The organism is Nocardioides cremeus (assembly GCF_030518195.1).
GTDB lineage: Bacteria > Actinomycetota > Actinomycetes > Propionibacteriales > Nocardioidaceae > Nocardioides > Nocardioides cremeus.
Map to the genome: position 1 here is coordinate 16,588 of NZ_JAULSC010000019.1, position 25,258 is coordinate 41,845.

The 25,258-nt window shown below is 68.8% G+C and carries 20 protein-coding genes; 8 read left to right on the plus strand and 12 right to left on the minus strand.

Annotation, left to right across the window (positions count from 1 at the left end):
- Window positions 1-57 precede the first annotated feature (57 nt).
- Both QWJ41_RS16270 and QWJ41_RS16275 read right to left on the minus strand, forming a co-directional pair.
- Window positions 58-585 (minus strand): hypothetical protein, encoded by a 528-nt coding sequence (locus tag QWJ41_RS16270; RefSeq protein WP_302709449.1) that lies wholly within the window; start codon window positions 583-585, stop codon window positions 58-60.
- Window positions 563-946 (minus strand): hypothetical protein, encoded by a 384-nt coding sequence (locus QWJ41_RS16275; protein WP_302709450.1) that lies wholly within the window; start codon window positions 944-946, stop codon window positions 563-565. The genes QWJ41_RS16270 and QWJ41_RS16275 overlap by 23 nt, the downstream gene beginning before the upstream one ends.
- A 311-nt stretch (window positions 947-1,257) precedes the next feature.
- On the opposite strand from QWJ41_RS16275, the gene mobF reads away from it, so the two are divergent.
- Window positions 1,258-7,167: a MobF family relaxase gene (gene mobF, locus QWJ41_RS16280; RefSeq protein ID WP_302709451.1), complete on the plus strand. Its 5,910-nt coding sequence runs from the start codon at window positions 1,258-1,260 to the stop codon at window positions 7,165-7,167.
- Between the two features lie 8 nt (window positions 7,168-7,175).
- Here the strand turns inward: mobF and QWJ41_RS16285 are convergent, their stop codons facing one another.
- The 4 genes from QWJ41_RS16285 to QWJ41_RS16300 form a co-directional block, all read right to left on the minus strand.
- Window positions 7,176-7,439, minus strand: coding sequence for a hypothetical protein (locus QWJ41_RS16285; RefSeq protein WP_302709452.1), 264 nt, complete (start codon window positions 7,437-7,439; stop codon window positions 7,176-7,178).
- Entirely contained in the window at window positions 7,436-7,888 is a 453-nt protein-coding gene (locus QWJ41_RS16290; protein WP_302709453.1) for a hypothetical protein, read from the minus strand. Before QWJ41_RS16290 ends, QWJ41_RS16285 begins: the two co-directional genes overlap by 4 nt.
- The gene (locus tag QWJ41_RS16295) at window positions 7,885-9,012 is read right to left on the minus strand and encodes a hypothetical protein (protein ID WP_302709454.1); all 1,128 of its coding nucleotides are present in this window, start codon (window positions 9,010-9,012) and stop codon (window positions 7,885-7,887) included. Before QWJ41_RS16295 ends, QWJ41_RS16290 begins: the two co-directional genes overlap by 4 nt.
- Window positions 9,013-9,327: 315 nt before the next feature.
- Entirely contained in the window at window positions 9,328-10,500 is a 1,173-nt protein-coding gene (locus QWJ41_RS16300; RefSeq protein WP_302709455.1) for a hypothetical protein, read from the minus strand.
- A 167-nt stretch (window positions 10,501-10,667) separates the two neighbouring features.
- On the opposite strand from QWJ41_RS16300, the gene QWJ41_RS16305 reads away from it, so the two are divergent.
- The 3 genes from QWJ41_RS16305 (at window position 10,668) to QWJ41_RS16315 (ending at window position 13,478) form a co-directional block, all read left to right on the plus strand.
- Window positions 10,668-11,444 (plus strand): hypothetical protein, encoded by a 777-nt coding sequence (locus QWJ41_RS16305; protein ID WP_302709456.1) that lies wholly within the window; start codon window positions 10,668-10,670, stop codon window positions 11,442-11,444.
- Window positions 11,445-11,852: 408 nt separating this feature from the next.
- Window positions 11,853-12,794, plus strand: coding sequence for a hypothetical protein (locus QWJ41_RS16310; RefSeq protein WP_302709457.1), 942 nt, complete (start codon window positions 11,853-11,855; stop codon window positions 12,792-12,794).
- 21 nt (window positions 12,795-12,815) lie between these two features.
- Window positions 12,816-13,478 (plus strand): hypothetical protein, encoded by a 663-nt coding sequence (locus tag QWJ41_RS16315; protein ID WP_302709458.1) that lies wholly within the window; start codon window positions 12,816-12,818, stop codon window positions 13,476-13,478.
- 25 nt (window positions 13,479-13,503) lie between these two features.
- On the opposite strand, the gene QWJ41_RS16320 is transcribed toward QWJ41_RS16315, so the two are convergent.
- Window positions 13,504-14,067, minus strand: coding sequence for a DNA-binding protein (locus tag QWJ41_RS16320; protein ID WP_302709459.1), 564 nt, complete (start codon window positions 14,065-14,067; stop codon window positions 13,504-13,506).
- A gap of 195 nt (window positions 14,068-14,262) precedes the next feature.
- Between QWJ41_RS16320 and QWJ41_RS16325 the strand changes: the two genes are divergently transcribed.
- Genes QWJ41_RS16325 through QWJ41_RS16340 form a run of 4 tightly spaced genes read left to right on the plus strand, consistent with a single transcriptional unit; the run spans window position 14,263 to window position 21,027 of the window.
- The gene (locus tag QWJ41_RS16325; protein ID WP_302709460.1) at window positions 14,263-15,741 is read left to right on the plus strand and encodes a DUF3375 family protein; all 1,479 of its coding nucleotides are present in this window, start codon (window positions 14,263-14,265) and stop codon (window positions 15,739-15,741) included.
- Window positions 15,738-16,478 (plus strand): DUF4194 domain-containing protein, encoded by a 741-nt coding sequence (locus QWJ41_RS16330; RefSeq protein WP_302709461.1) that lies wholly within the window; start codon window positions 15,738-15,740, stop codon window positions 16,476-16,478. Before QWJ41_RS16325 ends, QWJ41_RS16330 begins: the two co-directional genes overlap by 4 nt.
- Entirely contained in the window at window positions 16,475-19,855 is a 3,381-nt protein-coding gene (locus QWJ41_RS16335; RefSeq protein WP_302709462.1) for an ATP-binding protein, read from the plus strand. The genes QWJ41_RS16330 and QWJ41_RS16335 overlap by 4 nt, the downstream gene beginning before the upstream one ends.
- The gene (locus QWJ41_RS16340) at window positions 19,852-21,027 is read left to right on the plus strand and encodes a Wadjet anti-phage system protein JetD domain-containing protein (protein WP_302709463.1); all 1,176 of its coding nucleotides are present in this window, start codon (window positions 19,852-19,854) and stop codon (window positions 21,025-21,027) included. The genes QWJ41_RS16335 and QWJ41_RS16340 overlap by 4 nt, the downstream gene beginning before the upstream one ends.
- Here the strand turns inward: QWJ41_RS16340 and QWJ41_RS16345 are convergent.
- The 5 genes from QWJ41_RS16345 to QWJ41_RS16365 all read right to left on the minus strand — a co-directional run bounded on the left by QWJ41_RS16345 (window position 21,011) and on the right by QWJ41_RS16365 (window position 25,256).
- Window positions 21,011-21,208, minus strand: a complete 198-nt coding sequence (locus QWJ41_RS16345) for a hypothetical protein (protein WP_302709464.1) — start codon at window positions 21,206-21,208, stop codon at window positions 21,011-21,013. The genes QWJ41_RS16340 and QWJ41_RS16345 overlap by 17 nt on opposite strands.
- Window positions 21,209-21,526: 318 nt before the next feature.
- Complete coding sequence (locus tag QWJ41_RS16350; RefSeq protein ID WP_302709465.1) at window positions 21,527-22,135, minus strand: hypothetical protein; 609 nt, start codon at window positions 22,133-22,135, stop codon at window positions 21,527-21,529.
- Window positions 22,136-22,480: 345 nt separating this feature from the next.
- Entirely contained in the window at window positions 22,481-23,179 is a 699-nt protein-coding gene (locus tag QWJ41_RS16355) for a hypothetical protein (protein WP_302709466.1), read from the minus strand.
- On the minus strand, window positions 23,176-24,654 hold the full coding sequence (locus QWJ41_RS16360) for a type IV secretory system conjugative DNA transfer family protein (protein WP_302709467.1): 1,479 nt from the start codon (window positions 24,652-24,654) through the stop codon (window positions 23,176-23,178). Before QWJ41_RS16360 ends, QWJ41_RS16355 begins: the two co-directional genes overlap by 4 nt.
- The gene (locus tag QWJ41_RS16365; protein ID WP_302709468.1) at window positions 24,651-25,256 is read right to left on the minus strand and encodes a hypothetical protein; all 606 of its coding nucleotides are present in this window, start codon (window positions 25,254-25,256) and stop codon (window positions 24,651-24,653) included. Before QWJ41_RS16365 ends, QWJ41_RS16360 begins: the two co-directional genes overlap by 4 nt.
- Window positions 25,257-25,258 lie beyond the last annotated feature (2 nt).

Below are 25,258 nucleotides of genomic sequence, written 5' to 3' on the forward strand. Positions count from 1 at the left end.
CAACCGCAAGGCCGCCCGCACCGTCGACGGTGCGGGCGGCCTTCCGCGTCCGGCTGGTCACCACAGGGTCAGTTGCTCGCCCAGCAGTTCCTGGAGTCGCGCGAGGTCGTCGGCCACCAGCTGCGGGTCCTCACGCGCCAGGTCGCGCAGTTCCCGCGCCCGCCGACGCGGCCCGCGCGGGTCGGCCAGCGGGCTGTAGGGCAGCCGCCGTTGGACGGCCCACTCCTGCCGGTTCTTGCGCGCCGTCGAGACCACGACGTGTTCCGGCGCGATCCGCTGGCACAGCGGGTTGTGACAGCGGTGCCCGAGCAGACGCGCCTCTTCGAGCGCGTCCACGCCGTGCATCACCGCGAACGCGAACCGGTGCGCGATGATCACCCGCCCCGGCGCGTACCAGAACCGGCCATGGCCACCGCCGTCGGTGCGCTCACGCTCGGACCGGCCCGATACCGCTCCGGTCCACCACAGGCACTCACTGTCCGGCACCGTGGCGACCTTCGCCCGATACCGCGCGAGCACCGCCGGATCGCTGATCGCGGCCGCAACCGCCGCTAGGCCGGCGTCATCCAGCCGACGAACCGGCACCCACTCCCCCACTCCCAGCGGTGACCAGCGCCGCGCCGTCGCCGCCCTGGTCGCCGTCGTCGGCTCGGGGCTCACTGGCGAGCCGCCGTAGCCGCGTCGCCTCGCGCACGGTCACGGTCTCGCCGCACCACTCGACGGCCTCGCCCAGCGACAGGCCCTCGGCCTCGGTCAACTCCCGCAGCGCCTCACCGGCGCGCTTCTCAGTCTCGGCCACCGCCGCGTCGCGCTCACCGATCGCGACCATGACCTGTTCGGCCAGGTCGATCACCCGGCGCTCGCGCTCCTCGCGCTCCTTGCGCCGCTTCTCGGCCATCTCCCGCGCCGTACGCCGCGCCTGCTGCTTGATCGTCTGCTGACTCATCCGGTCCTCACTCGTGTCGACATGGACTCTGACAGTCACCTACGACATTTCCCGGTCCTCGTGCGATCACCACCGGCCAAGAACCTTCCGAACCCGCCAATCTCGACCCTAGCCAGCCCGTCCACTCCAGCCAGTCCGAACCCGACGCCCCAGCCGTCACCCACGCCCCTCAGCGTCCCCCCAGATTTTCGCGACCTCCCAAGTGCCACACACCTCTTGCATTCTCGGTTAGCCGAATAGAAAGAACAGAGCAGGAATCCGGCCGAAAGTGATCGCCTGCCGCGCGCGTGCGCACGTAGGTGACCGTGACGATGAGCCTCCACAAGCTGACGGCGGGGTCGGGGTACGACTACCTGACCCGCCAGGTCGCAGCGATGGACGCCACCGACAAGGGCCACACCGGCCTGGCGAGCTACTACACCGAGAAGGGCGAGACCCCCGGCGTGTGGGTCGGCTCGGGCCTGGAGGGCATCGAGGGACTCGATGCCGGCGACGTCGTCACCGCCGACCAAATGCAGAGCCTGTTCGGCTCCGGGCACCACCCGCTGGCCACCCAGCGGACCAAGGAGCTGGACCTGCGCATCGGCCGCGACGTGGCCGGGCGGGCGACCGATGCGGACTACAAGACCGCGGTCCGGCTCGGCACCCCCTACAAGGTCTACGACAACGACATCAGCCCGTTTCGGATCGAGGTCGCCAAGCGCATCGCGGCCCTCAACGAGGCCGCCGGCCTCCCTGGGGACTGGCCGGTCCCCGCGGCCGACCGGGCCAAGATCCGCACCGAGGTGGCCGCGGAGTTCTTCCGTGCCGAGCACGGCCGCGACCCGGCCGACGCCCGCGAGCTCGCCGCGACGATCGCCAAGCACTCCCGCCCCAAGACCAACGCCGTCGCCGGCTACGACCTGACCTTCTCCCCTGTCAAGAGCGTCTCGGTGCTGTGGGCGATCTCCGACCCGAAGACCGCCGCGGTGATCGAGCGGGCCCACCAGGCGGCGATCAAGGACGCGCTGGGCTTCATCGAGTCCAAGGCACTGTTCACTCGCCGAGGCACCAACGGCGTCCGCCAGGTCGACGTCCGTGGCCTGGTCGCCACGGCGTTCACCCACCGCGACTCCCGCGCCGGAGACCCTGACTTGCATACGCACGTCGCCGTCGCCAACAAAGTTCAGACCCTCGACGGCAAGTGGCTGGCCATCGACGGCCGGCCGCTGCACAAGGCGGTCGTCTCGGCCTCGGAGACCTACAACACCGCGCTCGAGCGGCACCTGGTCGACGCCCTTGGCGTGCGGTTCGAGGAGCGCCCAAACGAGGACGCCCGCAAGCGGCCGGTGCGTGAGATCGTCGGCGTCGACCCCGAGCTGAACCACCGGTTCTCCAAGCGCCGGATCAACGTCGAGGACCGCCGCAAGGTCCTCGCGGCGGCGTTCCAGGCCACCCACGGGCGGCCCCCGACGCCCGTAGAGACCATCCAGCTGTCCCAGCAGGCGACGCTGGAGACCCGCGAGGCCAAGCACGAGCCCCGCTCGCTGGCCGAGCAACGCGAGGCCTGGAACCGCGAGGCGGTCGAGCTGCTCGGCACCCCGCAGCGGGTCAAGCAGATGGTGCACGGCGCCCTCAACCCGAAGGGCGCGGCCCGCTCCCTGGCCGACTCGGCCTGGTTCGCCAAGACCACCGACCGCATCGTGGCCACGATGGAAGGCAGCCGGAGCGCGTGGCAGTACTGGCACGTCTACGCCGAGGCTCAGCGGCAGGTCCGGGCCGCCAACGTGCCCACCAACCAGGTCTCCCAGGTGGTCGACCTGCTGGTCAGCGAGGTCCTCGACGGCTACTCGGTGAGCATGGCCCGCCCCTGGGACACCATCAGCGAGCCGGTCCAGCTGCGCCGCGCAGACGGGTCCTCGGTCTACACCCAGGCCGGGGCCGACCTGTTCACCTCGAGCAAGGTGCTGGCCGCCGAACAGCGCCTGGTCGACGCCGCCGGCCGCCATGACGGGTACGCCGTCGAGGCGTCCTCGGTCGACCTGGCGCTTCTGGAGTCGACCGCCAACGGCATCACCCTCAACGCCGGACAGGCCATGCTGGTGCGGGAGATGGCCACTTCCGGCGCCCGGCTCCAGCTGGCGATCGCCCCCGCCGGATCGGGCAAGACCACCGCGATGCGAGCCCTGGCCAGCGCGTGGAGCGACGGCGGAGGCACCATCCTCGGCCTCGCTCCCTCGGCGGCGGCCGCGGACGCCCTGCGCTCCCAGATCGACACCCAGACCGACACCCTGGCCAAGCTCACGCACTCCCTCGAGCAGGCCCGGCAGACCGGTGCCGCGATGCCGAACTGGGTGGCCGGCATCGACTCCTCAACGCTCGTCGTGATCGACGAGGCGGGCATGGCCGACACCCTCTCCCTGGACGCCGCGGTCTCCTACATCCTCGAGCGCGGCGGCAGCGTCCGCCTGATCGGTGACGACCAGCAGCTCTCCGCGATCGGCGCCGGCGGCGTGCTGCGCGACATCCGAGCCACCCACGGCGCGCTCCAGCTGACCGAGCTCGTCCGGTTCAAGGACCCCGCCGAGGGCGCAGCGTCGCTGGCCCTGCGCGAGGGGAAGAGCGAGGCGCTCGGCTTCTACCTCGACCGCGACCGGGTCCACGTCGGCGACCTGGCGACCATGACCGAGGAGGTCTTCGCCGCCTGGCAGGCCGACCGGGCCGCCGGCCTGGACTCGATCATGCTCGCCCCGACCCGCGACCTCGTCAGCGAGCTGAACCAGCAGGCCCGCGCTCACCGTCTGGACGGGATCGACCCGGCCGACGTCGCCAGCAGTGGCCCGGTGCGCCGGCTCGCCGACGGCAACGAGGCGTCGATCGGCGAGCTGATCATCACCCGCGAGAACGACCGCCGGCTGCGTACTTCGGCCACCGACTGGGTGAAGAACGGCGACCGCTGGACCGTCCTGGAGATCCACGACGGCGGCGACCTGACCGTCCAGCACACCCAGCACGGCCGCACCGTGCGACTGCCGAGCGACTATGTCGCCAAGGCCACCGAGCTCGGCTACGCGTGCACCGTGCACACCGCCCAGGGCGTCACCGCCGACACAATGCACGGCCTGGCCACCGGCACCGAGTCGCGCCAGCAGCTCTACACGATGATCACCCGCGGCGCGCACGCCAACCACGTCTACCTCGAGGTCGTCGGCGACGGCGACCCGCACTCGGTAATCCACCCGACCCTGGTCCGGCCGCTCACCCCCACCGACATCCTCGAGTCAATGCTGGCCCGCGACGACGCCCAGCGGTCCGCGACCAGCCTGGTCCGCGAGCAGGCCGACCCGGCCACCCGGCTTGGCGAGGCCTCCCAGCGCTACCTCGACAGCCTCTACGTCGCAGCCGAGGACCTGCTTCGCCACGAGACCACGACCGGCGTCGACGGCACCACGGTCAACATGGTCGACGCGCTGGACACCGCCGTCGAGACACTGGCTCCCGGGCTGTCCGATGAGGCCGCCTGGCCCACCCTGCGCGCCCACCTGCTGCTGCTCGGCGCGGCCGGCGAGAACCCCGTCGAAGCGCTCCGGGCCGCCGCCGGTGACCGGGAGCTGGAGAGCGCACGCGACCGGGCCGCGGTCCTGGACTGGCGCCTGGACGCCTCCGGGCTGCGCAACGCGGGCGCCGGCCCGCTCCCGTGGATGCCCGGGATCCCGGCGCGTCTGGCCGAGGACCCGCACTGGGGTGCCTACCTCTCCCAGCGGGCGCACCTGGTCGAGCAGCTCGCCGAGCAGGTCCACACCCGCGCCGCCGAGCAGTCCGCGCTTCCGGTGTGGGCGCAGAACGGCATCCGCCCCGAGGCCGCCACGGTGGCCGACGTCGAGGTCTGGCGCGCAGCCATGCAGGTCCCCGTCGGCGACCCGCGACCGACCGGTGCACCGCAGCTGCAGAAGGCGTCGGCGACGTGGCAGCGGCGCCTCAACCGGGCCGTCACCGGTGCCCACACGCCGGCGCTCAAGGAATGGCGTCAGCTGCTCTACTCGCTCGCCCCGCAGGTCCGCGACGACGAGTTCACCCCGCTCCTGGCCGAGCGGCTGGCCGCGATGTCGCGTGCCGGCGTCACGGCCCACGAGCTGCTGCGCACTGCCGCCGCACCCGATCACCCGGCGGGTGCGCTGCCCGACGAGCTCGCCGCGGCCGCGCTCTGGTGGCGCATGGCCCGCCACCTCACACCCGCGGTCGCCGCCCAGATCGGCGATGGCTCCCACGGCGAGAGCGTCACCACCGACTGGGCGCCGCGGCTCGCGGGCCTGTTCGGTCCCGAGCGGGCCGCGAGCATCCAGGCCAGCACCTGGTGGCCGGCGCTGGTCTCCAACGTCGACCACGGCCTACAGCGTGGCTGGCAGGTCGAGGCCCTTCTGGGCGCCGGCCGGGCGCTGCCGAGCGACGGCTGGGAGGGCGTCGACGAGTGCCAGGCACTGGTCTGGCGGACGTCGATCGCGCTGGAGACCGCTCCCGACGAGCACGCGCACGAGTACCACTTCGATGAGCCGCCGGCGGACCTGTGGGAGGGCATCGAGCCCGACCGGGCGATGTTCGTCGACCAGTCCGACGCCATCCCGTGGCCGCTTGCTGAGGATCCCGGCACGGACCTCGAGCCCCCCGTCGACCTGGTCTACGAGCACCAGGTCGACGCGCTCGAGGAGAACCTGGTCGACGTCGACGAGGACCAGTACATCGAGAGCGACCTCACGCTGGCCGCCTACATCCGCGACCTCGGCGGCACCCGGCTGGAGCCCACCGACGCCGATATCCGGCTCATGTACCAGCGCGCCGACGAGTGGCACTCCTCCCCCGTCACGCGTGAGCGCATGGTCGAGATCAACGAGCTCACGCAGACCTTCTTCGAGTCCCGGTTCACCGATTCGTGGGGGCGCGACTACCTCACCGGCCGGTTCGGCGTCGACCTCGCCGGCGACGAGCGGTTCCGCCCCGGTCAGGCTCCGGCCGGCTGGACCAACCTGGTCGACCACCTCCGCGGCCGCGGTATCAGCGACACCGAGATGCTCGCCACCGGCGTCGCCACCGAGGCCATCACCGGCCGCCTCATCGACCGGTTCCGCGACCGCGTGATGCTCCCGGTGATCCACCAGGGCGAGGTGCTCGGCTTCGTCGGCCGCCGACGCCCCGACCTCACCGACGACGACAAGGCCGGACCGAAGTACCTCAACACCGCCGACACCCCGCTGTTCCACAAGGGTGCGCAGCTGTTCGGTGTCGTCGACGAACTGCTTGCCGAGGGCGCCGTCCCGGTGATCGTCGAGGGCCCGATGGACGCGGTCGCCGTCACGATCGCCAGCGCCGGCCTGTACCTCGGCGTGGCCCCGCTCGGCACGTCCCTGACCGATGAGCAGGCCGCGCAGTTGGCCGCCGTCGGCCGCGACCCGATCGTGGCCACCGATGCCGACCTGGCGGGCCAGATCGCGGCCGAGCGCGACTTCTGGATGCTCACCCCGCACGGCCTAGACCCAGGCTTCGCCCGGTTCCCCGACGGACTCGACCCCGCCGACCTGCTCGCTCAGCGCGGACCGGCCGCGCTCACCGCCGCGGTGGCCAGCGGCCAGCCCGCCTTCCGGTCCCTGGGCGACCAGCTCCTCACCGAGCGGCTCGACAACCTCGGCGCCGAGCAGGCACGGGTGGCCGCAATGCGAGTCATCTCGTCCCGTCCCAGCCGGGCCTGGGAGCCGGGAGTCAACCAGGTGCGGGCACGGCTGCAGCTCTCCCAGCTGCAGGCCGGCCGGGACCTTCGGGACGCAGTCAAGACGTGGGACGCCGACCCGCGGAGGGCTGCACTGGCCGAGCTGCACAAGAGCAGCGAGGTCCGCGCCCGACTCTCGGCCGCGGCCGAGAAGACGCCCGTCGAGCGGTGGGCGCCGCTGGCCCGCGAGCTCGACCCGCGCCTGCTCGAGCAGGACGACTGGCCGGCCACCGCAGCGATGCTGCAGCAGGCCCACGAGCACGGTCACGACGTCGGCGCCGCCACCCGCGCGATCGTCGCCGAGAAGCCCCTGGGCGACAGCCCCGCCCGCGACCTGCGCTACCGGATCGTCTCCCGACTCTCCGTTCCGATCGACTCGACATTGCCTGGTCACGTTGCCGGTGCCCGGCAACGCCGACGTTCGGAGGAGCCACAGGCCCGGCCCAAGACTGATCGCCCCAAGCCGCCGCGAGGCCGGGGGTGACTCGCAGATCACGGCACCGCGACGAACCGCCCAGATTGCCGCGGGTGCAGTCCCCCGAATAGAGGCAGCGGTATGTCGCCGCACAGATCGAGTGCAACGTCGGTGAGCGTCACCTTGCGCGGATCGATCTCGTTCAAACTTGCGTTCGCACCGTCATAGCGACGGCGAGGCATCTTCGTGGAAACCTGGGCCGAACCCGGCAGGACGCTGCAGGTTCTGATCTCACGGTTGCGACCCGGTCGGCGGAAGCGATGTGCCTCGCGGATGCTCACGTAGGTTCAGAACGATCAATGAGGTCCGCGAACTGCGCGTATGTCAGTACTCGCACCTTGAATTCTTCGGCCTTAGCCCTAACTGCCTTATCGTCGGTAACAACCGCCCACTCAAGGGGATCGAGGTGCTGCCTTTCGCGATCCCGAGCATCCAGTGCACACGCAACCATCAGCGGGTCGGCGCTGCCCTGGTTCAAGTAGAGATTGATCAAGTCGGTGTCGTCCGGAGGGACGGTCGCCATGACCGTCATCAGCCACCGCAGAACCGACGGCGTGGTGGAGTACTCGATCTGCGCTAGTTCTTCGACGTCGGGAAAGCCGTCGGCCTCGTGCAGCACTTCGCTCGGGATCATCGCGTTGGCCCGAAAGAACTTGCTGGCCCGCCGCTGGCGCCGAAGCTGGCTGAGCGCGTTGGTGTCGACCAGGTACCTCGTCCCGAAGGCGCTCACCGGACGGCCCTCCGCAGATCATCGAGTTGGCTGTCTCGGAGCTTGTTCAGGCACACCGTCCGGTAGAACTCCTTGCTGGGGATGGCACCTGAGTCGAGAGCTTCGATCATCCGTCGGGACAGCTCTCTTCCGGCGTACTTGCGGACAGCGTTCTCAGCCCTGATGGGGCTCATGCCACGTCGCTCTGGGCGCTTGAGGAACTCCTGCCGGAACTCAGCCAGATGGGAGCTTGCGGTCTCGTTGCTGATCAAGCCCAACCGCAGCGCTCGCACGACCGCGGCGCTCGGTGTCACTTTGAACTCGCCGGCTGCTGACACGACGTCGTCCAGCGAGGACAGGCTCAAGTGCCGGAGTGAGCTCGCTGGCATCAGTATCGCGCCGGCGATGTCGTACTCGCCTCCGAGATCGGTGGCTGTGCTCTCCGCGTTCCATGTGACCGGGGAGAAGATCCTGCGCGCGACGAGGACTGCCATGAGCGCCAGGGTGAAGATCGTCCGGCCCACTGGCTCCTGGTAGTCGCCGTGGTCACCTCCGGCGAGAAAGATGTACGGCACCTTGGCGTCGCGGATAGTCATGCCGCTGAAGTCCACATGGGTGAGGCGCTGCGGCATGTAGTGCTGGACGCTGCGGGAGACCAGGATTTGGTTTAACTCAAGGCGCTCAATCATCAGGTCGAGCGCCCGCTCCTTCGTTCGGCAGGCGCGCATCGCTTCGTGGGTCAGTCCGATCGCGGACATCAACCTGGAAGCGTCGTCTTCTACCGAGGAACCCACCTCTCGCAGCAGGCCAATGATTCGGTTCTTCTCCAGTGTGCCGTCATGTCGCTTCAGTAGTTCTTGTTTGCGTATCAAGTCTTTGAGGACTAACTCGACGTCCCGCAACTCGACTGGTGACCGGGAACCGATTGAGAACGTCTCCTTGCTAACACCTGCAAGAAGTTTCTCGGTCTTCGCTGCGACCTGCGTCTCCACGAAGGGGAGGTCGGCGAAGAACAGCGGATACGGGATCTCGCCGATCCTCGCCAGCCTCAGCAGCGCCGGGAACTTGATCGCCCCAGACGCCAACGCCTTGTCGTAATCCGCGTAGGTTCCGGCGACCGAGTTGTCGAGCAGCGTGGTGAACACGGACCGGAGGATCGGGATCGGGACGCCTCCGACTTGAACTTCGATCTTCACTTAAGACTCACAGCCTGGGACGTGACGTTTCGAGGAGCGGCGGCACTCGCGGCAGCACGAAAACGGGCGTTCATCAAGCCGCGCACCTCGTAGGAGAATTGTCGGTGGTCCTCTTAGGCAGTCTTCCACTCGGTCTCCCTGCAACGGAGCGTTTCGAACGCAGTCGAAGTCGTCGCCGAATCGCTCGACCCGTTCAGTGGGGGGTGGGACCGAAGTTTGAACCGGAAAGTCCCTGCCCAATTCCGGCGCAATCGCCGCCGCGCGTCACGCTCCGCATGCCACGCACTCCGGGCCAGGCGCGACCCAGCCAGCCTGACGAAACACATCTCGGCAACTGCGCTCGAAGCAGGTCGCCTGCACGAGCGCCTGTGTGGAGTTGTTGAACAAGGTGGTTGGCGGATGCGGAGCGGACCCGATCGCCTTGCCGTCATCCTCGGAGAGGTCGACGTTGAGCCGCCGAAGAAAAGACTTGACCCGCATCTGGTTGAGCAGCCCGATCGGTACACCAGTTGGCGACACCTCGAACTGCGGGAGGAAAACCGTGTGCGGGGTCTCGTCGCGGACAGTAGTGACGAAGTCGTAGCAGCCGGAACTGGCGTGCGCGCCGCCGACCTCGGATGCGAACCACACCGCAAGCTCCTCGCACTGGACCGGGTGCAGGGTCAGGGAGGAGAGAGCCTCGTGCACGATGCGGATCCCGCCGAGCTGCTCGCCCCAGTAGCCGTTGTCGCCGAAGATGCCGATCACGAAGACGTCGTTGCAGCGGACGGCGACCAGGTCGGCGGGCGGCATCGTGGGGACGAAGTAGTCGAACCGGTTCTCCTTCGCATCGGGCATCCCCGCACGAAAAACGAAGATGGAGGCTGGTTGGGCAGCGAGGGTGAGCTGGTCGGGCCGGTGCTGCAGGCAGCGGCGTAGATGTTCCGCAGTGGCGCTGAGATCGCTGGGCTCGAGCATGACTTGCGATTCAGGGTCTCTGACTGCTTCGCGAAGTCCCGTCTCGCGGTATCGGGTGCCGTAATAGACCTTGGCAAGCCACAGGAAAAGGACGGTGAAGTCGAGTTCGCGAACCGCATCGCAACCCTTAGCGAAGGCTTCGCTGACAGGCTTCTCCAAGGAAGCTGACATCCGCTGATTGCAGTCGAAGCAGCACGGCACCTTCCGCTTGCCGTAACCGAACACCTGACCGTTCGGCAGGTCTGCACCAGCGTTTCCTAGGCCAAGACGCTTAAGGACCCACTTCGGGATGACATCCTCCTCCGTCTCGTGGACGTCTCCATCGAAGACCCGATGGCAGATGAAGCATCCGTCGCCGTAGCGGGCCGGGGCCGGGAAGCCTGGGTGCAGCGCCTCGACCGGGAGGTCGCGGGTCCGAGCCGGGACCCCTTTCTTTCTCACCTCGCTGGGCTGCCTGCCGTCCTCCTGTGCTGCGTTCACTGCACTTTCACCCCGTTCTCCACGGTTGAAGGCTATCGAGCCCGGCTCCAACCGAGCTCTCGGTGCAAGACGGACGCTCGCTGACGGTGAGCTTGCTCGGCGATGCTTGCCAGAGTGTTACGAAGCCGATTCCCGCCGACGGCTTAAGCGCCTGCGAGCATGGCGGAATGGCGAAGGGGACGCCCGCTCGGGCCGAGGACGTGTGGTGGAACGGGCTCCGCTGGGTTGAGGGCGCCTGGATGCAGTCGGAGCGGTTCGAGGAGGCGTTCTACGAGCAGCAGCACGCGCTGGCGGACGCTGACATGCGAGCGCGACTGGCCAACCCAGAGGACACGTGGCGGGTCGCGTATGACCGCGACTGCGAGCCATATGATCCGCGGCGCCCGATCCGGGTGCCGACGTGGGCTCTGGCGATGCAGTCGGCTACCGAGCTCGACCTGATGATCGGGGCGGTACGAAACGTGATGCGGGCACAGGATCGGCTGCCAGCGGAGATCCGCACCTGGATGACAGGCGAGCACGTCCTTGAGTTGCTGCGCAACGTGGCCGAGCACTGGGACGAGGAAGGCGGGCGGTCGGGCGAGAAACTCAATGTGGTGCACCCAGACGTGCGGGTCGGAGAGATCCAGTACACCGACAAGGAGATCTGGGTCGGCGGGATCCCGCTGTCTCGGATTCGTGCCTGGTTGGCCCGGGTGCGTACTGCACTTAGGGATGCGCTGGCGGGGGCGGACATCGAGGTACCCGACGACCTAGCCTCGGCGGTAGAGGGTGACGACGCGCTGTCGTGGCCGGAGGACCGGAGGCGGTACCGGCTTTGGGCGGTCCCACACGTCGACATGGAGGACTGGGGACCGCCGATGCCCGAGGACGTGACTGAAGCCGTGGATGACCTGCTTGCGCGGCGCTTCCTCAACCTCCGTCGCCGCGATCAGTCGGACTAGTAGGCGCTCCTGCGGCGACGAGCCTTGCTGCGTCCTTTCGCCGCGGAGGCAGCACACAGGACGGCCCGCCTGATCCCGCCCGAAGTGTAGAACCGCATCCACGACCTCGTCGTGGAGCAGGGCATTTCGGCTCGGGCGGTGGCCACGCGCTGCTGGAAGTCGAGAGCGTCCGACACACCAGGGACCTCCAAGGGCTTGCATCACGGCCACGTCACGGCTGGGGTCCTGGTCTCGGGCGAGAGGACGTCGGCGAAGAGGGCGTCGTCGAGGGTCTGGTCGGTCATGGCCGCGAGTCTGCCGTCTGGATCCGACGTGCAGAAGGCCGTCGGGACGTGCTCTTCTCGTAGTGGTTGAAGGGTGGTCTGCAGTTCTCGCAGAACCACCGCTCAGGCGCCCTAGCCTGAGGCCATGGAGTTCGTGCTGAACGGCCGGTCTCACTCACTCGGCGCTGCGACGGTGAGGGCTCGAGCCTCGCGCGTCGAGCCGGAGCCGATCAGGACCCACTGGGTCGAGATCGACGGACGCCGCTTCCCGCCGAAGCAGGCGTTCCGCGTGGCCACGGGCCTGCACAAGGAGCCGTTCATCAGCCACTTCGCGATCCGGCTCTTCCAGCGACTCGGGTTCCAGACCAGCGAGATCCCGGGCGCTGGCGATGGGGCTTCGGCGCTGATGGGCCGAGTTGACGACGTCTCGGCCGTTGGCCGGAGTGACGAGAGCGCCGTCGAGGCCTTCCGACAACTTGACAGCTTCATGTCGACCAACGCCCTGACCTCGACCCTGACCCGCCTCGAGTCGAGTCTCGTGGGCGCTGACCAGTCGGAGTGCTCACGTGTGACAGTCGAGTCCGGCTTCGACGAGGACCTGGTCGACGCGGCACTGGTTGTCCGTGAGCGCGTCGGGATGCTCGACACGCTCATCCACGCTGCGGTCATCACGCAGACGCTGCCGCTGGTGCTCGAGGAGGGCGAGCAGGTGCTCAAGCGGCCATCACTCGGGGCGGGCAACGACCCGGACCGGGTCTTCGACCTCGAGACCAACCTGCGCGTAGCGGAGTTCAAGCTCTCGAGCTGGAAGGGCTCGGACGGGATGCGCCAGCGGGGGCTGTTCGCGGACGTCGTGGGTCTGTCCATGGACGAGTCGGGACGACGACGACAGGTCTTCGTCGTCGGGCAGCTTCCCGTGCGGTTCCTGACCCAGAGCAAGCGCAACGCGGCCAAGACGCTGTCCAAGGCTGCCCTGCGGCTTCGGACGCCGGCGGGGATGGCGGACGAGATGACCGTCGCGGAGTTCACGAGGCAGGCGGGCATTGAGGTCGTCGACCTGACGACGCTGCTGCCTGGTCTTCGCTAGCGCCCGGACCAGCGAGGTCAGATGCCGTCGAGACTGCGAGCCATCTCCCACCCGGGCCAGGCCGAGACGCTGGTCCACTTCACGGGTCGTGCCCGCAAGGAGTACGCGCCCGAGGTCTACTTCGAGACCCCGAAGGGGATCCTCGACCTGATCTGCACCGAGGAGCGCCTTCTCGCGAAGCCGCCCTACGGGTCCACGAGCCGCACCGTGTGCCTCAGCGAGAGCGACCCGGCTGGTGTCAAGGCACTGCTGTCGAGAGGCCACTTCGAGGGTTGGGGCATCGTGCTCAGCCGCGACTGGGCCTGGGAGCAAGGCGGTGGTCCGGTCTGGTACACCCGCGACGACGTCTGGCGCCGCGTCAACGAGCAGGACCTGCTGCGGTGGATGGTCCGGACCTCCCCGCAGGACGCCGACTGGCTGCACGAGCGGGAGTGGCGGATCCCGAGCGATGACGAATACGTCGATCTCTCCATCGAGGGCGTGGTGGCGCTGATCGTCTCCGAACCCGACTGGGAGCCGTACCGGCCTACAGTCACAGGACAGCACGCAACCGGTGGCTACGAGATCATCGAGATCACCAATCACCTGGCGAGCCAGGTTCCACGCTGGTACTGGGACGGTCGCGACGTCACCGTGCTGCCGCCGATCCCCTTCACTGAGCAGCTGCTAGGCCTCTTCGAGTGAGCCGCTGGTCGCACGCGACTGAGGGTCAGGCCTTCTTCGTCTCGCCGGCTCGCAGCGCGTCGATCTCGGACAGCAATCGGTCACGCTCGGCAGTAACCGCTTCCAGGGCCCCCTCAGCCTTGTCGGCGCGGGAACGCTCCGTGGCCACGAGCGCCGCCTGCTCCCGGATCTCGGCCTCGAGCCGATCGCGGAGTTCCTTCAGCTCCTTGGCAGCCTGAGCAGCCGCGTCTTTGGCGGTCGAGCGCTGCTCGTCGAGCTCGTGCTCGAGGTTGATGACGATCTCCGTCAGCCTCGCGACCTCAGTCTGTGCCTCCTCGTGAAGCGCCGATCGCTCCGCGTCGAACTCGGCGCGAGCGGCCAGGAAGGCCTCGCGCCACGTCGCCTCGAACCGGGTCAGCAGCGCCGAAGGGAGTTCTGGAGCCTCCGGCGCGGCTGCAGCACCCGCGTTCCAGGCCTTGGCAGCGGCAGCCGCCACGGCCATGGAGACACCGGCCCGCTCACGGACAGCTCGGGCGCTGACCTGGTGCCCATCCGTGGCGAGCGCCTCCGCCGCGTGCATGGCGCGCTCTTCGGGCGTCAGCTCAGCCATCTCGAACCCCTATTCGTTGCCACCGTAACGAGTTACGCTAGAAACGATAACACGTTACGACGTTACTCCGTGTTACTTGACGCAACTGCCAGACAGTGTCGGACCTCCTCTCTAGCGTGCTGGTGGGAGGTCTGACCGGCCGGGATCGCGCAACTCCGTCGCGAACCGGGTCCGCAGCGAGGAAGGGAGGTTGAGATGGCCAGTGGCATCGAGGGCGAGCGCGCTCGCATCGAGACGGCCCTCACCACCCCGACCCTGAAGCTGCTCGACCGCAAGTCCGCCGCGGTGGCCATGCCGATCTTCGCCGTGGTCTTCCCGGACGATGCCCAGCCGATCCCCGTGGAACGGTTCCACACGCGCGTAGAGGCGCTGCTGGCGGAGCTGCAGACCGGCGGCTACTCGGTGCCGACCCTGGACGGCAAGGCGCTGGCGGCCCAGTGGGTGCGCGAGCGCTGGCTCTACCGTGATCAGGGCCGCCGCGACCAGGAGACCTACCAGCTCACGGGTGACGCCCGGCAGGCCCTGGAGTACGTGACCCGGACGACCCGGACGCAGCTCAACATCTCGGCCTCGCGCATCGAGACGATGCGCCGGGTCATCGCCGAGGCTGCCCTGGCAGCGAACCCCGACCGTGACGAGCGCAAGCGGCGGCTCTCGGAGGAGATCGCGGTCCTGCAGGCTGAGCTGGACCGCCTCGATGCAGGCGGTGACCTTCCCGAGGCGTCCGAAGCGGAACTCGTCGAGCAGTTCGCGAACGTGGTGCGAGAGCTCGACGGCTTGCCCTCGGACTTCCGGCGCGTCGCCGAAGCAGTGCGCGAGATGCACAAGGTGATCGCGAAGAGGTTCCGCGAGGAGCAGCGCCCCGTCGGCGAGGTGATCGACGACTACCTCGAGCAGGCGAGGAACCTGCTCACGGCAACCCCTGAGGGTCGCGCGTTCGCCGGCGCCCAGGAGCTGCTCCGCAATCCCGACCTGCTGCTTCGCCTGAAGACTGACCTCGAGTCGATCCTGGCCAACCAGTGGGCGGAGGGTCTGCTACCAGAGGAGCAGCGCCAGCTTGCAACCGCCGTGAACGTGGTCCGTCGGGGCCGCGACGAGGTGCTCGAGCAGCGTCGGCGGCTCTCGTCGACGCTGCGTGAGCACATCGAGGGCTACGACCACATCCGGAACCGCGAGCTGGACCTGGTCCTGCGTGGAATCGACCACGAGATGCGGACGTGGATGCAGACCGCGCGCCCTCGCGACCACATCGACGTCGAGCTCCTGCCGCCGACACTGGACATCGCCGTGCTGAAGAGCCGGACCTTCGACCCGGACAGCGAGCGGGCGCCCGAGCCCCTGGCCGACGTGTCGGCCGAGGCTCCTCCCCCGCAGTCCCGCGAGGCGCTGCGCAAGCAGGGCGGGCCGTCGCTGCCCCAGCTGCAGGCGCAGATCGAGGCCCGGCTACTCGCCGGCGAGTTCCGCACCGCGGCTGAGCTTTTCAATCAGCTGCCCGAGGACCTGCGCCGACCGGTGGAGGTACTCGGCTTGCTGCATCTGCTCGCGCGACTCGACGCGGACGCGGACATGGACGTGCGCGAGTCGGTGCTGACGGTGCGACCCGACGGAAGCAGCCGTCGGTTCCTGATGCCGGAGGTGACCGTCGGCGAGGCGGAGGAGGAAGCAACCGCATGACCGAGATCGAGCTGGTCGACGACGACCTCGAGTATCAGGCCGACGTATCCGAGGACGAGATGACCGAGGATGCCGTCGGCGCGGACATGTTCGAGGGTGACAGCGGGACGCTCTACCCCGAGCAGCGCAGGTGTCTGGTCGCGCTGCTCAAGCACCGCTACATCTCCGCCGAGCGCCACCCCGAGCAGTGGGAGGTCCTGCTCAAGGACGAGGGGCTGATCAAGAGCCGCCTCAACGACATGTTTCTGGAGCTGCAGGTCGAGCGGGACCAGCAGATCGCGTTCAAGCGACAGGCGGTCACCTACACGGGCGACCCCCTGCCTTCGTTGCTGCGCGAACGAGCGCACACCAAAGAAGAAACGATCGTGATGCTGGCGCTGCGGCAGCGGTTCTTCGCGCAGCGACAGGAGGGCGAGGACCACGTCTACGTAGAGCGCGAGACGCTGATGGAGGAAATCGCTGAGCGCTGGCCGGAGGACCTCACCAACAGGTCCGCGGCGCAGAAGAAGGCAGGCACGGCCATCGACGGCCTGGCCACAGCCGGCGTACTGCTCAAGACTGCCGACCCCGACCGCTTCCGCATCTCGCCGATCATCGAGGTCCTCCTGCCGATCGAGAAGCTGCGCGAGCTCATGACCTGGCTGATGACCCAGAACGGCACGACGCCGGTCGACGAAGACCTAGAGGCAGACGAGCTCCCGATCCAGCCCCTCGACCTCTACGAGGAGGAAGCATGACCATCGACGAACTGACCCTTCCGGTCACGACCACTCCCCCGGACCACTCACAGTGGAAGCTGGAGACCCTCCAGCTGGTCAACTGGGGCGGCTTCCACGGCCACCACGTGATCGCGGTGGAGCCAGGCTCCACGCTGATCGCCGGTGCCTCGGGCGTCGGCAAGTCCACCCTCCTGGACTCCTGGATCGCGCTGATGATGCCCTCCGAGGTGCCGTTCAACGGCGCGTCCAACGACGCGGGCACAGGACGTGCTCGATCGGCCGGGAAGCGGAATCTGCTCACCTACCTGCGGGGCAAGCAGGACAAGAAGACCGACAGCTCCGGACAGACGCGAGAGCTCGTGCTGCGAGGGCTGGACGGCGGCCCGGTGTGGGGCGCACTGGCATGCACCTTTGTCAACGACAGCGGCCGCAAGTACACGGTGACCCGCATCTACTTCCTCCGGCCCGGCGCCGCCACCGACGGCGACGTCACGACCACGTTCGCCACCTTCGAGGGCTACCTGGACCTCTCACGCCTCGAGCCGCTGGCCAGGAGCAGGTTCGACAAGCGCGCGATGAAGGGCATCATCCCGGGCCTGGTCACCTTCAACACGTTCCGGGAGTTCGAGGAGAACCTGCACACCCGGCTGGGCATCGGCGGCGGCGATGGCGGGCGCAAGGCGATGCGGCTGCTCGCCCGGGTGCAGGCCGGCATGCAGGTCAACCGGGTCGACGACCTCTACAAGACGATGGTGCTGGAGAGGCCGATCACCTACGAGGTCGCCGACAGCGCACTGGCGCAGTTCGCCGACCTGAAGGCCTCCTACCTGAAGATGGTCGACGAGGCCGACAAGGTGCGGGTGCTGCAGCGGCTGCCCGGGCTTCAGCACGACCTGGCGACCGCCCAGGCGGAGGCCGACCTGATCAGCCAGTTCGGCGTGGACCGGGACGGCCCGACGCCGTTCCAGCTGTGGCGGCTCCAGACCGAGCGAGCCCTGCTCGACGCAGCCGTCGCGGAGAACCGGCGGGACGAGGTCGAGACGAAGGCTGCCTTCACCCAGGCCAGGACCGACGAGCGTGGCTACGAGCAGCAGCTCGGACAGACCGCCGAGGAGAAGTACGCAAACGGCGGTGGCGCCATCGACGAGCGCCTGCGCGAGATCAGGCGCCTCGAGGACAGCACGGACAGCGTCCACCGGGCCAACCTGACGTTCCAGGCGCGCACCGAGCCGATCAACCTGGTCGAGCCGGAGACCGCAGAGCAGTTCGCCGAAGCCCAGGTCGCCGCGGCGGACTTCCTCGCTGGCTACGAAAAGCGAATCGAGGCCCTCCAGGCCGAGGAAGAGACCGCCCAGGAGGCACTCTCACCACTTCGCAGCCAGCTACGTGATCTGCTCGCTGAGAAGGAGTCGCTGACGGGCCGTGCCGGCATGGTCCCGCGCCGGCTCCACGAGGCCCGGGTGCGCATGGCTGAGGCCGCCGGGCTCGACCCGATGAACGACCTGCCGTTCGTGGCTGAGCTGCTGGACGTCCTCCCGGAGGAGGACCACTGGCGCAAGGCGATCGAGACGACCCTGGGTGGCATCGCGCGCATCATACTGGTGGACCGCCAGGTCCGAGACCGCCTCTCGGCAGCGATCGACGGGATCACCATCCGTCCTCGCATCCAGTTCCAGGCAGTGACCCTCGCCGTGCACGAGGACTGGCAGGGCGACCCCGACTACGTGTCCGGGAAGCTCGCCTTCAAGGACTCCCCCTTCTCGCGGTGGGTGCAGGACCGCGTCAGCCAGCCGGGCGTCGACCACCTGTGCGTCCCCAACGCAGCCGCGCTGTCCGGGACCGAGCCTCGCGTGACCCCAGCCGGACAGACGAGGCACGGCGACAAGGGCGCACACGGCGAGTCCGGCGACGGGTACATCATCGGCTTCTCCAACGAGCGCCGCCTGGCCGACATCGAGCGGCTGCTCGATCAGCTGGAGCCGCAGATGAAGCGGGCGCAGAAGGAGGTCTCCGAAGTCCAGGCGCGGATGCAGGACCTGCGTGATCAGCGCGTCGCCCACCGCCACGTCCAGGAGACCGAGTGGGCCACCATCGACTACCTGGGCCTCGGGCGACGCGTTGTCGAGCTTCAGGCCGAGATCCAGCGCCTGCGCGATGCCAACAAGGTGCTGGACGCCCTCCAGGCGGATGAGGACCGGATCAAGCCGCTGCTCGAGGACGCGCGCCGCACGCGGGTGCTCAAGGGGGATCATCTCGACAAGCTGGCCAAGGAGCACGGGAAGCTGTGCGACGAGCAGGACACCGCGCAGAACGCGATCGACGAGATCGTCAACAAGCAGACCGCGGCGGTCACCGAGCACCAGCAGGTCTACCTGGACAAGGTCCTGGCCGACAACTTCAACCCCACCCGCCTGGAGTACTTCGCGTCGAACATGCGCGGCATGGAGAAGAAGCTGCGCGAGGAAGCAGCGGCTGCCCAACGGACCATCCGGAGCGCGAAGCAGACGATGGAGACGATGTTCGAGAGCTACAAGGGACGCTGGACCGAGCACAACCTCGGCACATCGTTCGAGTCGGCCGACGGTTACCGCGAGATCCTCGACCGGATCCAGTCCGAGGGACTTCACGAGCGGCGCGAGAAGTGGCGCCGTGAGGTCGCCGCCTGGTCCAGCGACGACCTCCTGCAGCTCAACGACGCCTTCGACACGGCGCTCGAGGACATCGAAGAGCGCCTGCGGCCGGTGAACCGGATCCTCGCGACGCTCCCGTTCGGTGGCAAGGGCGTGCTCAAGATCGACATGCGTCGGGTGCTCAAGGACGACCTGAAGCAGTTCCGCCGCAACTTGCGGGAGCTGTCCTCGGGCCTCGCCCTCGAGCTCACCGAGCAGCAGATCGAGACCCGCTTCAAGCGGCTCAGCGACTTCATGGCCCAGATCAGCATCCCGGAGGGCCACACGAAGTCCTCTACCGCCGAGCGGGACAGGTACCTCGACGTGCGCCAGCACGTGGTGATCACTGCGCTGTGCCTCGACGAGCACGGGCGTGAGGTCGCGAGGTACGACCACATCGCAGACAAGTCCGGGGGTGAGATGCAGGAGCTCGTCGCCTTCATCGTCGGGTCCGCCCTGCGCTACCAGCTGGGTGACGAGAGTCGGTCGCGACCCAGGTTCGCGCCGGTGTTCCTCGACGAGGCGTTCATCAAGGCCGACAGTGAGTTCGCCGGCCGGGCCATCAGGGCATGGCAGGACCTGGGGTTCCAGCTCATCGTGGGTGCGCCGGTCACGCAGGTGACATCGCTGGAGCCCCACATGGACCTGCTCCTCAACATCGTCAAGAGCGAGCGGGGCTACTCCTACGTCACCGATCTGCCCGACGATGAAGGCGACGCCGCGTGAAGACCCCAGCAGCGCTCGTCGCTGACATCCAGCGCCGACTGGGCAACCAGTGGCACAGCCACCTGGCCGGCGAAGGCGATGCGTTCCCTCACGCGTTCCCCCTGGGGCGCGCAGCAGCAGCCGATCTGCGCTCCGACTACGCGGTCGTGCACGCCCGCACAGTGGAGTGGCAGGACTGGGCGAAGGCGCACGGCGTGGACCTGCGGTACGAGACCCGGGTGGCGAAGGGCGGCACCCGGCAGGTGCTGCCGACGCACGCGCACGTTGTGGACATCGACCACGCGGCAGCGATCGTCGGTCACGACTGGCCAGCGCGCCTGCAACGAGGTCAGCAGCGCCTTCAAGTACTGCGTGCACGTCAACTGACGGACCTCGGCAAGGTGCTGCGCCTCGTCGACAAGTACTCGGCGGTCGACTTCGAGCTGCTGCTCGTGGTGGCCGACTGGTACCTCGAGGATCCACTGCGTGCTGGTCTCGGCGTGACGCCTCGCCAGGTCCCGATCCCAGGGGTGCACGCCAAGTGGTTGCAGGCCCACCGAGCCGGCGTCCAGGCCCTGACCGGACTGACGGAGCTGGGGATCCTGCCCGCGCACCCGCCGCGCATCCACTTCACGTACCTGGACCCGGCCTATCGGTCGACCGGAGGCCGACTGCACGACTCGGCCACGGTTGGCGACCAGTTCACGCCCGCCTACCTGCCTGAGGTCGTCGTGATCTCCGAGAACAAGGACACCGCGATCCACCTCCCTGTGCTTGAGGGCGGGATCTCGGTCGAGGGTGTGGGCAAGGGCGGCAAGACGCCCGCAGCGTTCCCGTGGCTCCGCGATGCGCCCGTGGTCGTGTACTGGGGGGACATCGACAGCGACGGCTACGAGATCCTCAACGGTTACCGCGCGGACTTCGACCGCGACATCGACTCGATCCTGATGGGCCCAGCCACGTACGACCAGTACTCGACGTTTGGCACGAGCTACGACCAGCACGGCAAGCTGTTGACTCCCGGGACGCCGAAGACGCTCGACAGGCTCCGCGACGATGAGCGCACGATGTACGAACGCGTTCTGGACCCCGACCACGCCGACCATCGCCGTATCGAACAGGAGCGGATCCCGCTCCAGGTGGCAGTGGACGCGGTGAGGCGGATCAGTGAAGGCCTCAGGCCCTCTCGATGACGTTGGCGGGTAGCCAGTCTTCGACCAACGCCCAGCCCTCGGCGTCGTATGGCGCGGGGTAGCACACCCGGCCCCACCATCCGTCGCCGCGCTTCTCCCAGCGCAGCAGCAGGCCCGCACGACGGCCGAGCTCGTCGGTGACGAACACGTGCCTCACGTCGGGCGGTGGCGGGGCGCTCATGACGTCCACGGTAGGCACGGCAGGTTGGTCGCTCCGGACTCGGTCAGACAGGCGGACCGCGAAGGGGTTGTTGCGTCGGTTCATGCCGCCAGCCATGCGGGTGACGCTGTCGCAAGGGTCCGACAAGGGAAAGCCTGTGGATGACGCCAGCGGCGCACGCGCAGCCACGGCAGCATGGGCCTATGACTCCCGAGGAACTCCACGCAGCGGTCGACGCCGAGCTGGGGCCGTGCTTTATCCCGGATTGCCCTGGGTCTGTGTGGCCGGTGTGGGAGAGCGAGCTCGACGAGGGCTCGCAGTCGTAGGCGAGCGCCCGGTTCAGCCCTGAGCCTGCTCTAGCCTCTTCCGCAGACGCTGGACCTCAGCCTCAGCCCTCGCAAGCTGGGCCTCGACCCTCTCCCGCTCGATCGGAGGCGGCGCCGCCGGCTTCGGCGGCGGAACGAGCGGGCCGATGCGCTGGTAACCGGTGACGCGCTTGGCAGCAGTGCAGGCGAAGCATTCGTGTTCCGGCTCAGGTCGGGGCCACCCGAGGTCGAGCATCCGACGGATGTGGTCCCTCTCCGGCCCCTCGTTCGGCCAACCGGGCTCCCCCGATGCCCACATCTCCTCGAAGTCGCGGCGGATCTCGGCGAGCCGCTTCTTCGTGACCAGCCTGGGCCCGTCTTCGGGCTTCCAGTCGAGGTCGCCAACGCACACGTCGGCGTAGTGCCCGCAGCTGAGCTTGACTCGCCAGAACGCCGACGAGTGCGGCTCCGGGCGCTGGATCTTCGCCCACGTCTCCGCGTCGAGGCCGTGTTGCGGCTCCTCGGGGTCGGCAGGGAACTCGTGCACCCGGCGCTCGTCCCACTCCGCGATCTCGCGGTAGGGCTTCGCGACGTGGTGATCACGGCACCAGAACTCTCCGTCGGGCAGCCGACACCCGGTCACCGGGTCTCGGTCGCTGCGCTCGTCGGGGAAACGGTCCTTGCCGGTCGTGAAGATCTCCCGGACGCAGCCACACTACAGCTGGATTCTCCAGCGGAACAGGTCCTCTGCCTTGGGGATGAACAACGGCCAGAGCGCGGGGTCCAGCCGCCGGCGCAGATCGGCGACGCCCTCCTCGAACTCCGTCATCGCCTCGGCTCGCGGTCGCGCTCTGCCGGGGACCCGGGTCCGCAGACTGCGCGGTTCAGGCTGGTCGGGCGAGGGCACGGGGCTGGCGTCAGACGTGGCCATGACCGCGAGTCTGTACGAGTCCGGGGACAATCAGAAGGACGCTCTGGCCTGCTGCTCCTAGATGCGCGGCCCCTTCTCGGTTCGGGTGCGCGGCTGCGCACCTAGCTGGTCGTCCTTGATCTCGCCGGTGTCCAGGTCGACCTCGATCAGGCGCGGTCGCCCGACGGGCTGGGACTGGTCGTAGGCCCGTCGGTTGGCGGGCAGCGCGTCGACGTCGTGGGCGAAGGCGTTCTCACGCCGCTGCGCGCTGGCGTCGCCCAGGTGCTCGTTGTGTCGCGGCTTGCCTGGCCAGCTCTTGTGCTCGTCCTCGCAGTGGGCTCGCAGCCTGTTGCGCATGCGGTCGGTGAAGGCGGGCAGGCAGTAGCGGTGCCACTCCTCAAGCGCGTCGCTGGTCATGGCCAGTCCGGCGCGACGGCGTTGATCGGCCAGGACTGCGATCTCGTGGACCAGGTGCGAGTGCAGGGGCCAGCAACTGGGGATGAGTCCGGAAACGTCCCAGGTGTACTCGCGGTTGAGCCAGATCACGACGTCCTCGAGCCACTCCCACAGTTGGTGCCGGAGCTCGGGGTCTAGGCACGTGGCCGGCTCCCAGGGCCGCGGCAGCAGGGCGTGGTTGCCCAGAGCCTTCTTCTGCTCCTCGGTGCCGTTCATGGCGATGTGAAGCTCGCGGTAGGCCAGCCGGACCTGCTCCCCGGGTACGGGGAACGGGAACACCATCGGGCCGGGTGCAGCCCGTCGGGCCTGTTCGGTCGTCACAGCTCACTCCTTGTCGGTTCGGTCTCGTCGTCGACGAAGCCGAGGCGGCGCGCCTCGACGAGGGCGGCGGTCGCCCGGGCCTCGGGGGTGATCACCATGCGGCGGTCGTTGGTGAGCCGCGCGCGCAGCGCCCTCTGGTCGGCCAGGAGCCGCTCGCCGGCCTTGCCCTCCACGCAGCGGTGCAGCTTGGCGATGATCGGCTTGCCGTTCTCGGCGATCACCAGGGCCCGCCGCTCGGGCAGCTGGCGGACCTCCTCGGGCCGCATGATGGGGATGTCGTCGCCGGAGAAGTTGCGGCTACCGCCGTTGAACCCGCCGGTGGAGTGGGTGACGCGGCCGATGCGGACGGTTCCGAGCAGGTCGGAGATCTCCTGGTTGAACGCGACGTCCTTCGACCCGCCGAACATCACCAGGGTGTTGGTGAGGCCGAGCAGTGCCCGGGCCTCGTGCTCGCCGAAGATGCTGGTCAGCTGGGGACGGGTCTGGGCGGCCCAGATGAACGACAGGCCCAGGGCGCGCTCGTTGGCCATCCGGGTGCGCAGGGTCGGCAGCGGTGCGGTCGAGGGCAGCTCGTCGAGAACCGAGACCAGGGGCGGGCACAGCCGGCCTCCCCACGGTGAGCTGTTGGCCAGCAGCAGCCCGGTGTCCAAGACGTGCTCGGCCACCGCGGTCATCAGCGGGCTGGCCGAGGCGTAGGGGTCTTCGCGGCCCAGCAGGTAGATGGTGCCGCGTCGACGGATCACGTCGGCCAGGTCGGTGGCCGGGTGCCCGTGGCTGGGCACGCAGCGGCGGCGGATGTCGGCCTGGAAGAACAACGACACCGCCTGCTGCACCGTGGTGATCGTGTTGCCGGCGGTGCGGTCGTCGCCGTTGAGCGCCCCGTGCAGCAGGCCGTGCCAGAACGGCTCGGCGTGCGGGTGGCGTCGCAGGATCTCCATCGGCTGGCTGGCCGCGGTCGGGTTCGCGACCCATTGCAGGACGTCCTCGAGGGTCTTTCCGGTCAGGGCCGCGGCGTGGAAGTAGCCCTGCAGCACCTTCGCCGACTCCGCGGCGTAGAACCGGGCGGCATCGTCCCCGGTGCCGCCGGTGATCGCACCCTTGACGGTGCCGGCGGTGAAGGCCTTGGCTCGCCGCTCGGCGACCTTGGGGTCCACACACCCTGCGATCGGGTCCCAGATCAGCTCGTCGACGACGCCCTCGGCCAGCCCGAACGGGTCGAGGACCACGCACGGCCGGTCGTCGCGGGAGCGTTCGGTGAGGCTGAGCAGCAGGTCCTCGACCTTCGTCAGGGTGACCAGGGCAGCGCCCGGGGCACTGAGCAGCGCCGGGGTGAGCAGGTCGAGGGTCTTGCCGGAGCCCTGCGGGCCGATCACCCCGGCGGTGCGGTCCCACGGCACCCACAGCTCGCCGCCACGCGGCTCGTGCGCGTCCCCGATGCGCCAGCCCACGTCCCACGGGTTGAACCTCAGCTTCATCGCTCCTCCTCCTTCGTCCGGCGGCCGTTGAGCAGCCACGAGCTGAGCCCGTGGCCGAGCTGCGGCCCGGTCTGTTCGGTGAGGTCGCCGGCGGTGCGCTGAACGGGTGCCGCCGTGGCGGTGGCGGGCTTGCCGTAGAGGTCGGGCCGGACGATGCCGGCGACCTTGCGCAGCCGGGTGACGCCCAGGATCTTCTCGGCCTCTGCGGCGGTGGCCATGCCGCGCATGCGTCCCGGGCCCCACCGCTGGTAGGCCCAGACGCCGGCCCAGATGGTGGCGCTCAGCAGCGCGACCTCGGTCATCGCGAGGCTGACCCACACCAGGCCGCGTCCAGCACGGCCGTCCGGTGTCGGTGTGGGCAGGCCGGCGTCGGCGTGCCCGCCGAGCACGCCGGGGAGGCTGGTCCAGAAGGCGGTGCCGATGGGTGAGGGGAACGCGCCGGCGTTGGCGTCGGGCCAGGTCCAGCCGGCGCCGGCGAGCAGGTTCGCGACGGAGCGGCCCAGCTGGATGCCGATGACGATGACGAACAGGGCCGCCAGGGCCACGGCTACAGGGATCTCCCAGGTCCAGGGGTAGGGGTCGCGTCGTCGCTCTCGCTGCATTG

Excerpts from the sequence above, each read along its gene's own strand:
- QWJ41_RS16275 (WP_302709450.1), bottom strand. The coding sequence starts at position 946 with ATGAGTCAGCAGACGATCAAGCAGCAGGCGCGGCGTACGGCGCGGGAG.
- mobF (WP_302709451.1), top strand. The coding sequence starts at position 1,258 with ATGAGCCTCCACAAGCTGACGGCGGGGTCGGGGTACGACTACCTGACC.
- QWJ41_RS16305 (WP_302709456.1), top strand. The coding sequence starts at position 10,668 with ATGGCGAAGGGGACGCCCGCTCGGGCCGAGGACGTGTGGTGGAACGGG.
- QWJ41_RS16310 (WP_302709457.1), top strand. The coding sequence starts at position 11,853 with ATGGAGTTCGTGCTGAACGGCCGGTCTCACTCACTCGGCGCTGCGACG.
- QWJ41_RS16315 (WP_302709458.1), top strand. The coding sequence starts at position 12,816 with ATGCCGTCGAGACTGCGAGCCATCTCCCACCCGGGCCAGGCCGAGACG.
- QWJ41_RS16320 (WP_302709459.1), bottom strand. The coding sequence starts at position 14,067 with ATGGCTGAGCTGACGCCCGAAGAGCGCGCCATGCACGCGGCGGAGGCG.
- QWJ41_RS16325 (WP_302709460.1), top strand. The coding sequence starts at position 14,263 with ATGGCCAGTGGCATCGAGGGCGAGCGCGCTCGCATCGAGACGGCCCTC.
- QWJ41_RS16330 (WP_302709461.1), top strand. The coding sequence starts at position 15,738 with ATGACCGAGATCGAGCTGGTCGACGACGACCTCGAGTATCAGGCCGAC.
- QWJ41_RS16335 (WP_302709462.1), top strand. The coding sequence starts at position 16,475 with ATGACCATCGACGAACTGACCCTTCCGGTCACGACCACTCCCCCGGAC.
- QWJ41_RS16345 (WP_302709464.1), bottom strand. The coding sequence starts at position 21,208 with ATGAGCGCCCCGCCACCGCCCGACGTGAGGCACGTGTTCGTCACCGAC.
- QWJ41_RS16360 (WP_302709467.1), bottom strand. The coding sequence starts at position 24,654 with ATGAAGCTGAGGTTCAACCCGTGGGACGTGGGCTGGCGCATCGGGGAC.
- QWJ41_RS16365 (WP_302709468.1), bottom strand. The coding sequence starts at position 25,256 with ATGCAGCGAGAGCGACGACGCGACCCCTACCCCTGGACCTGGGAGATC.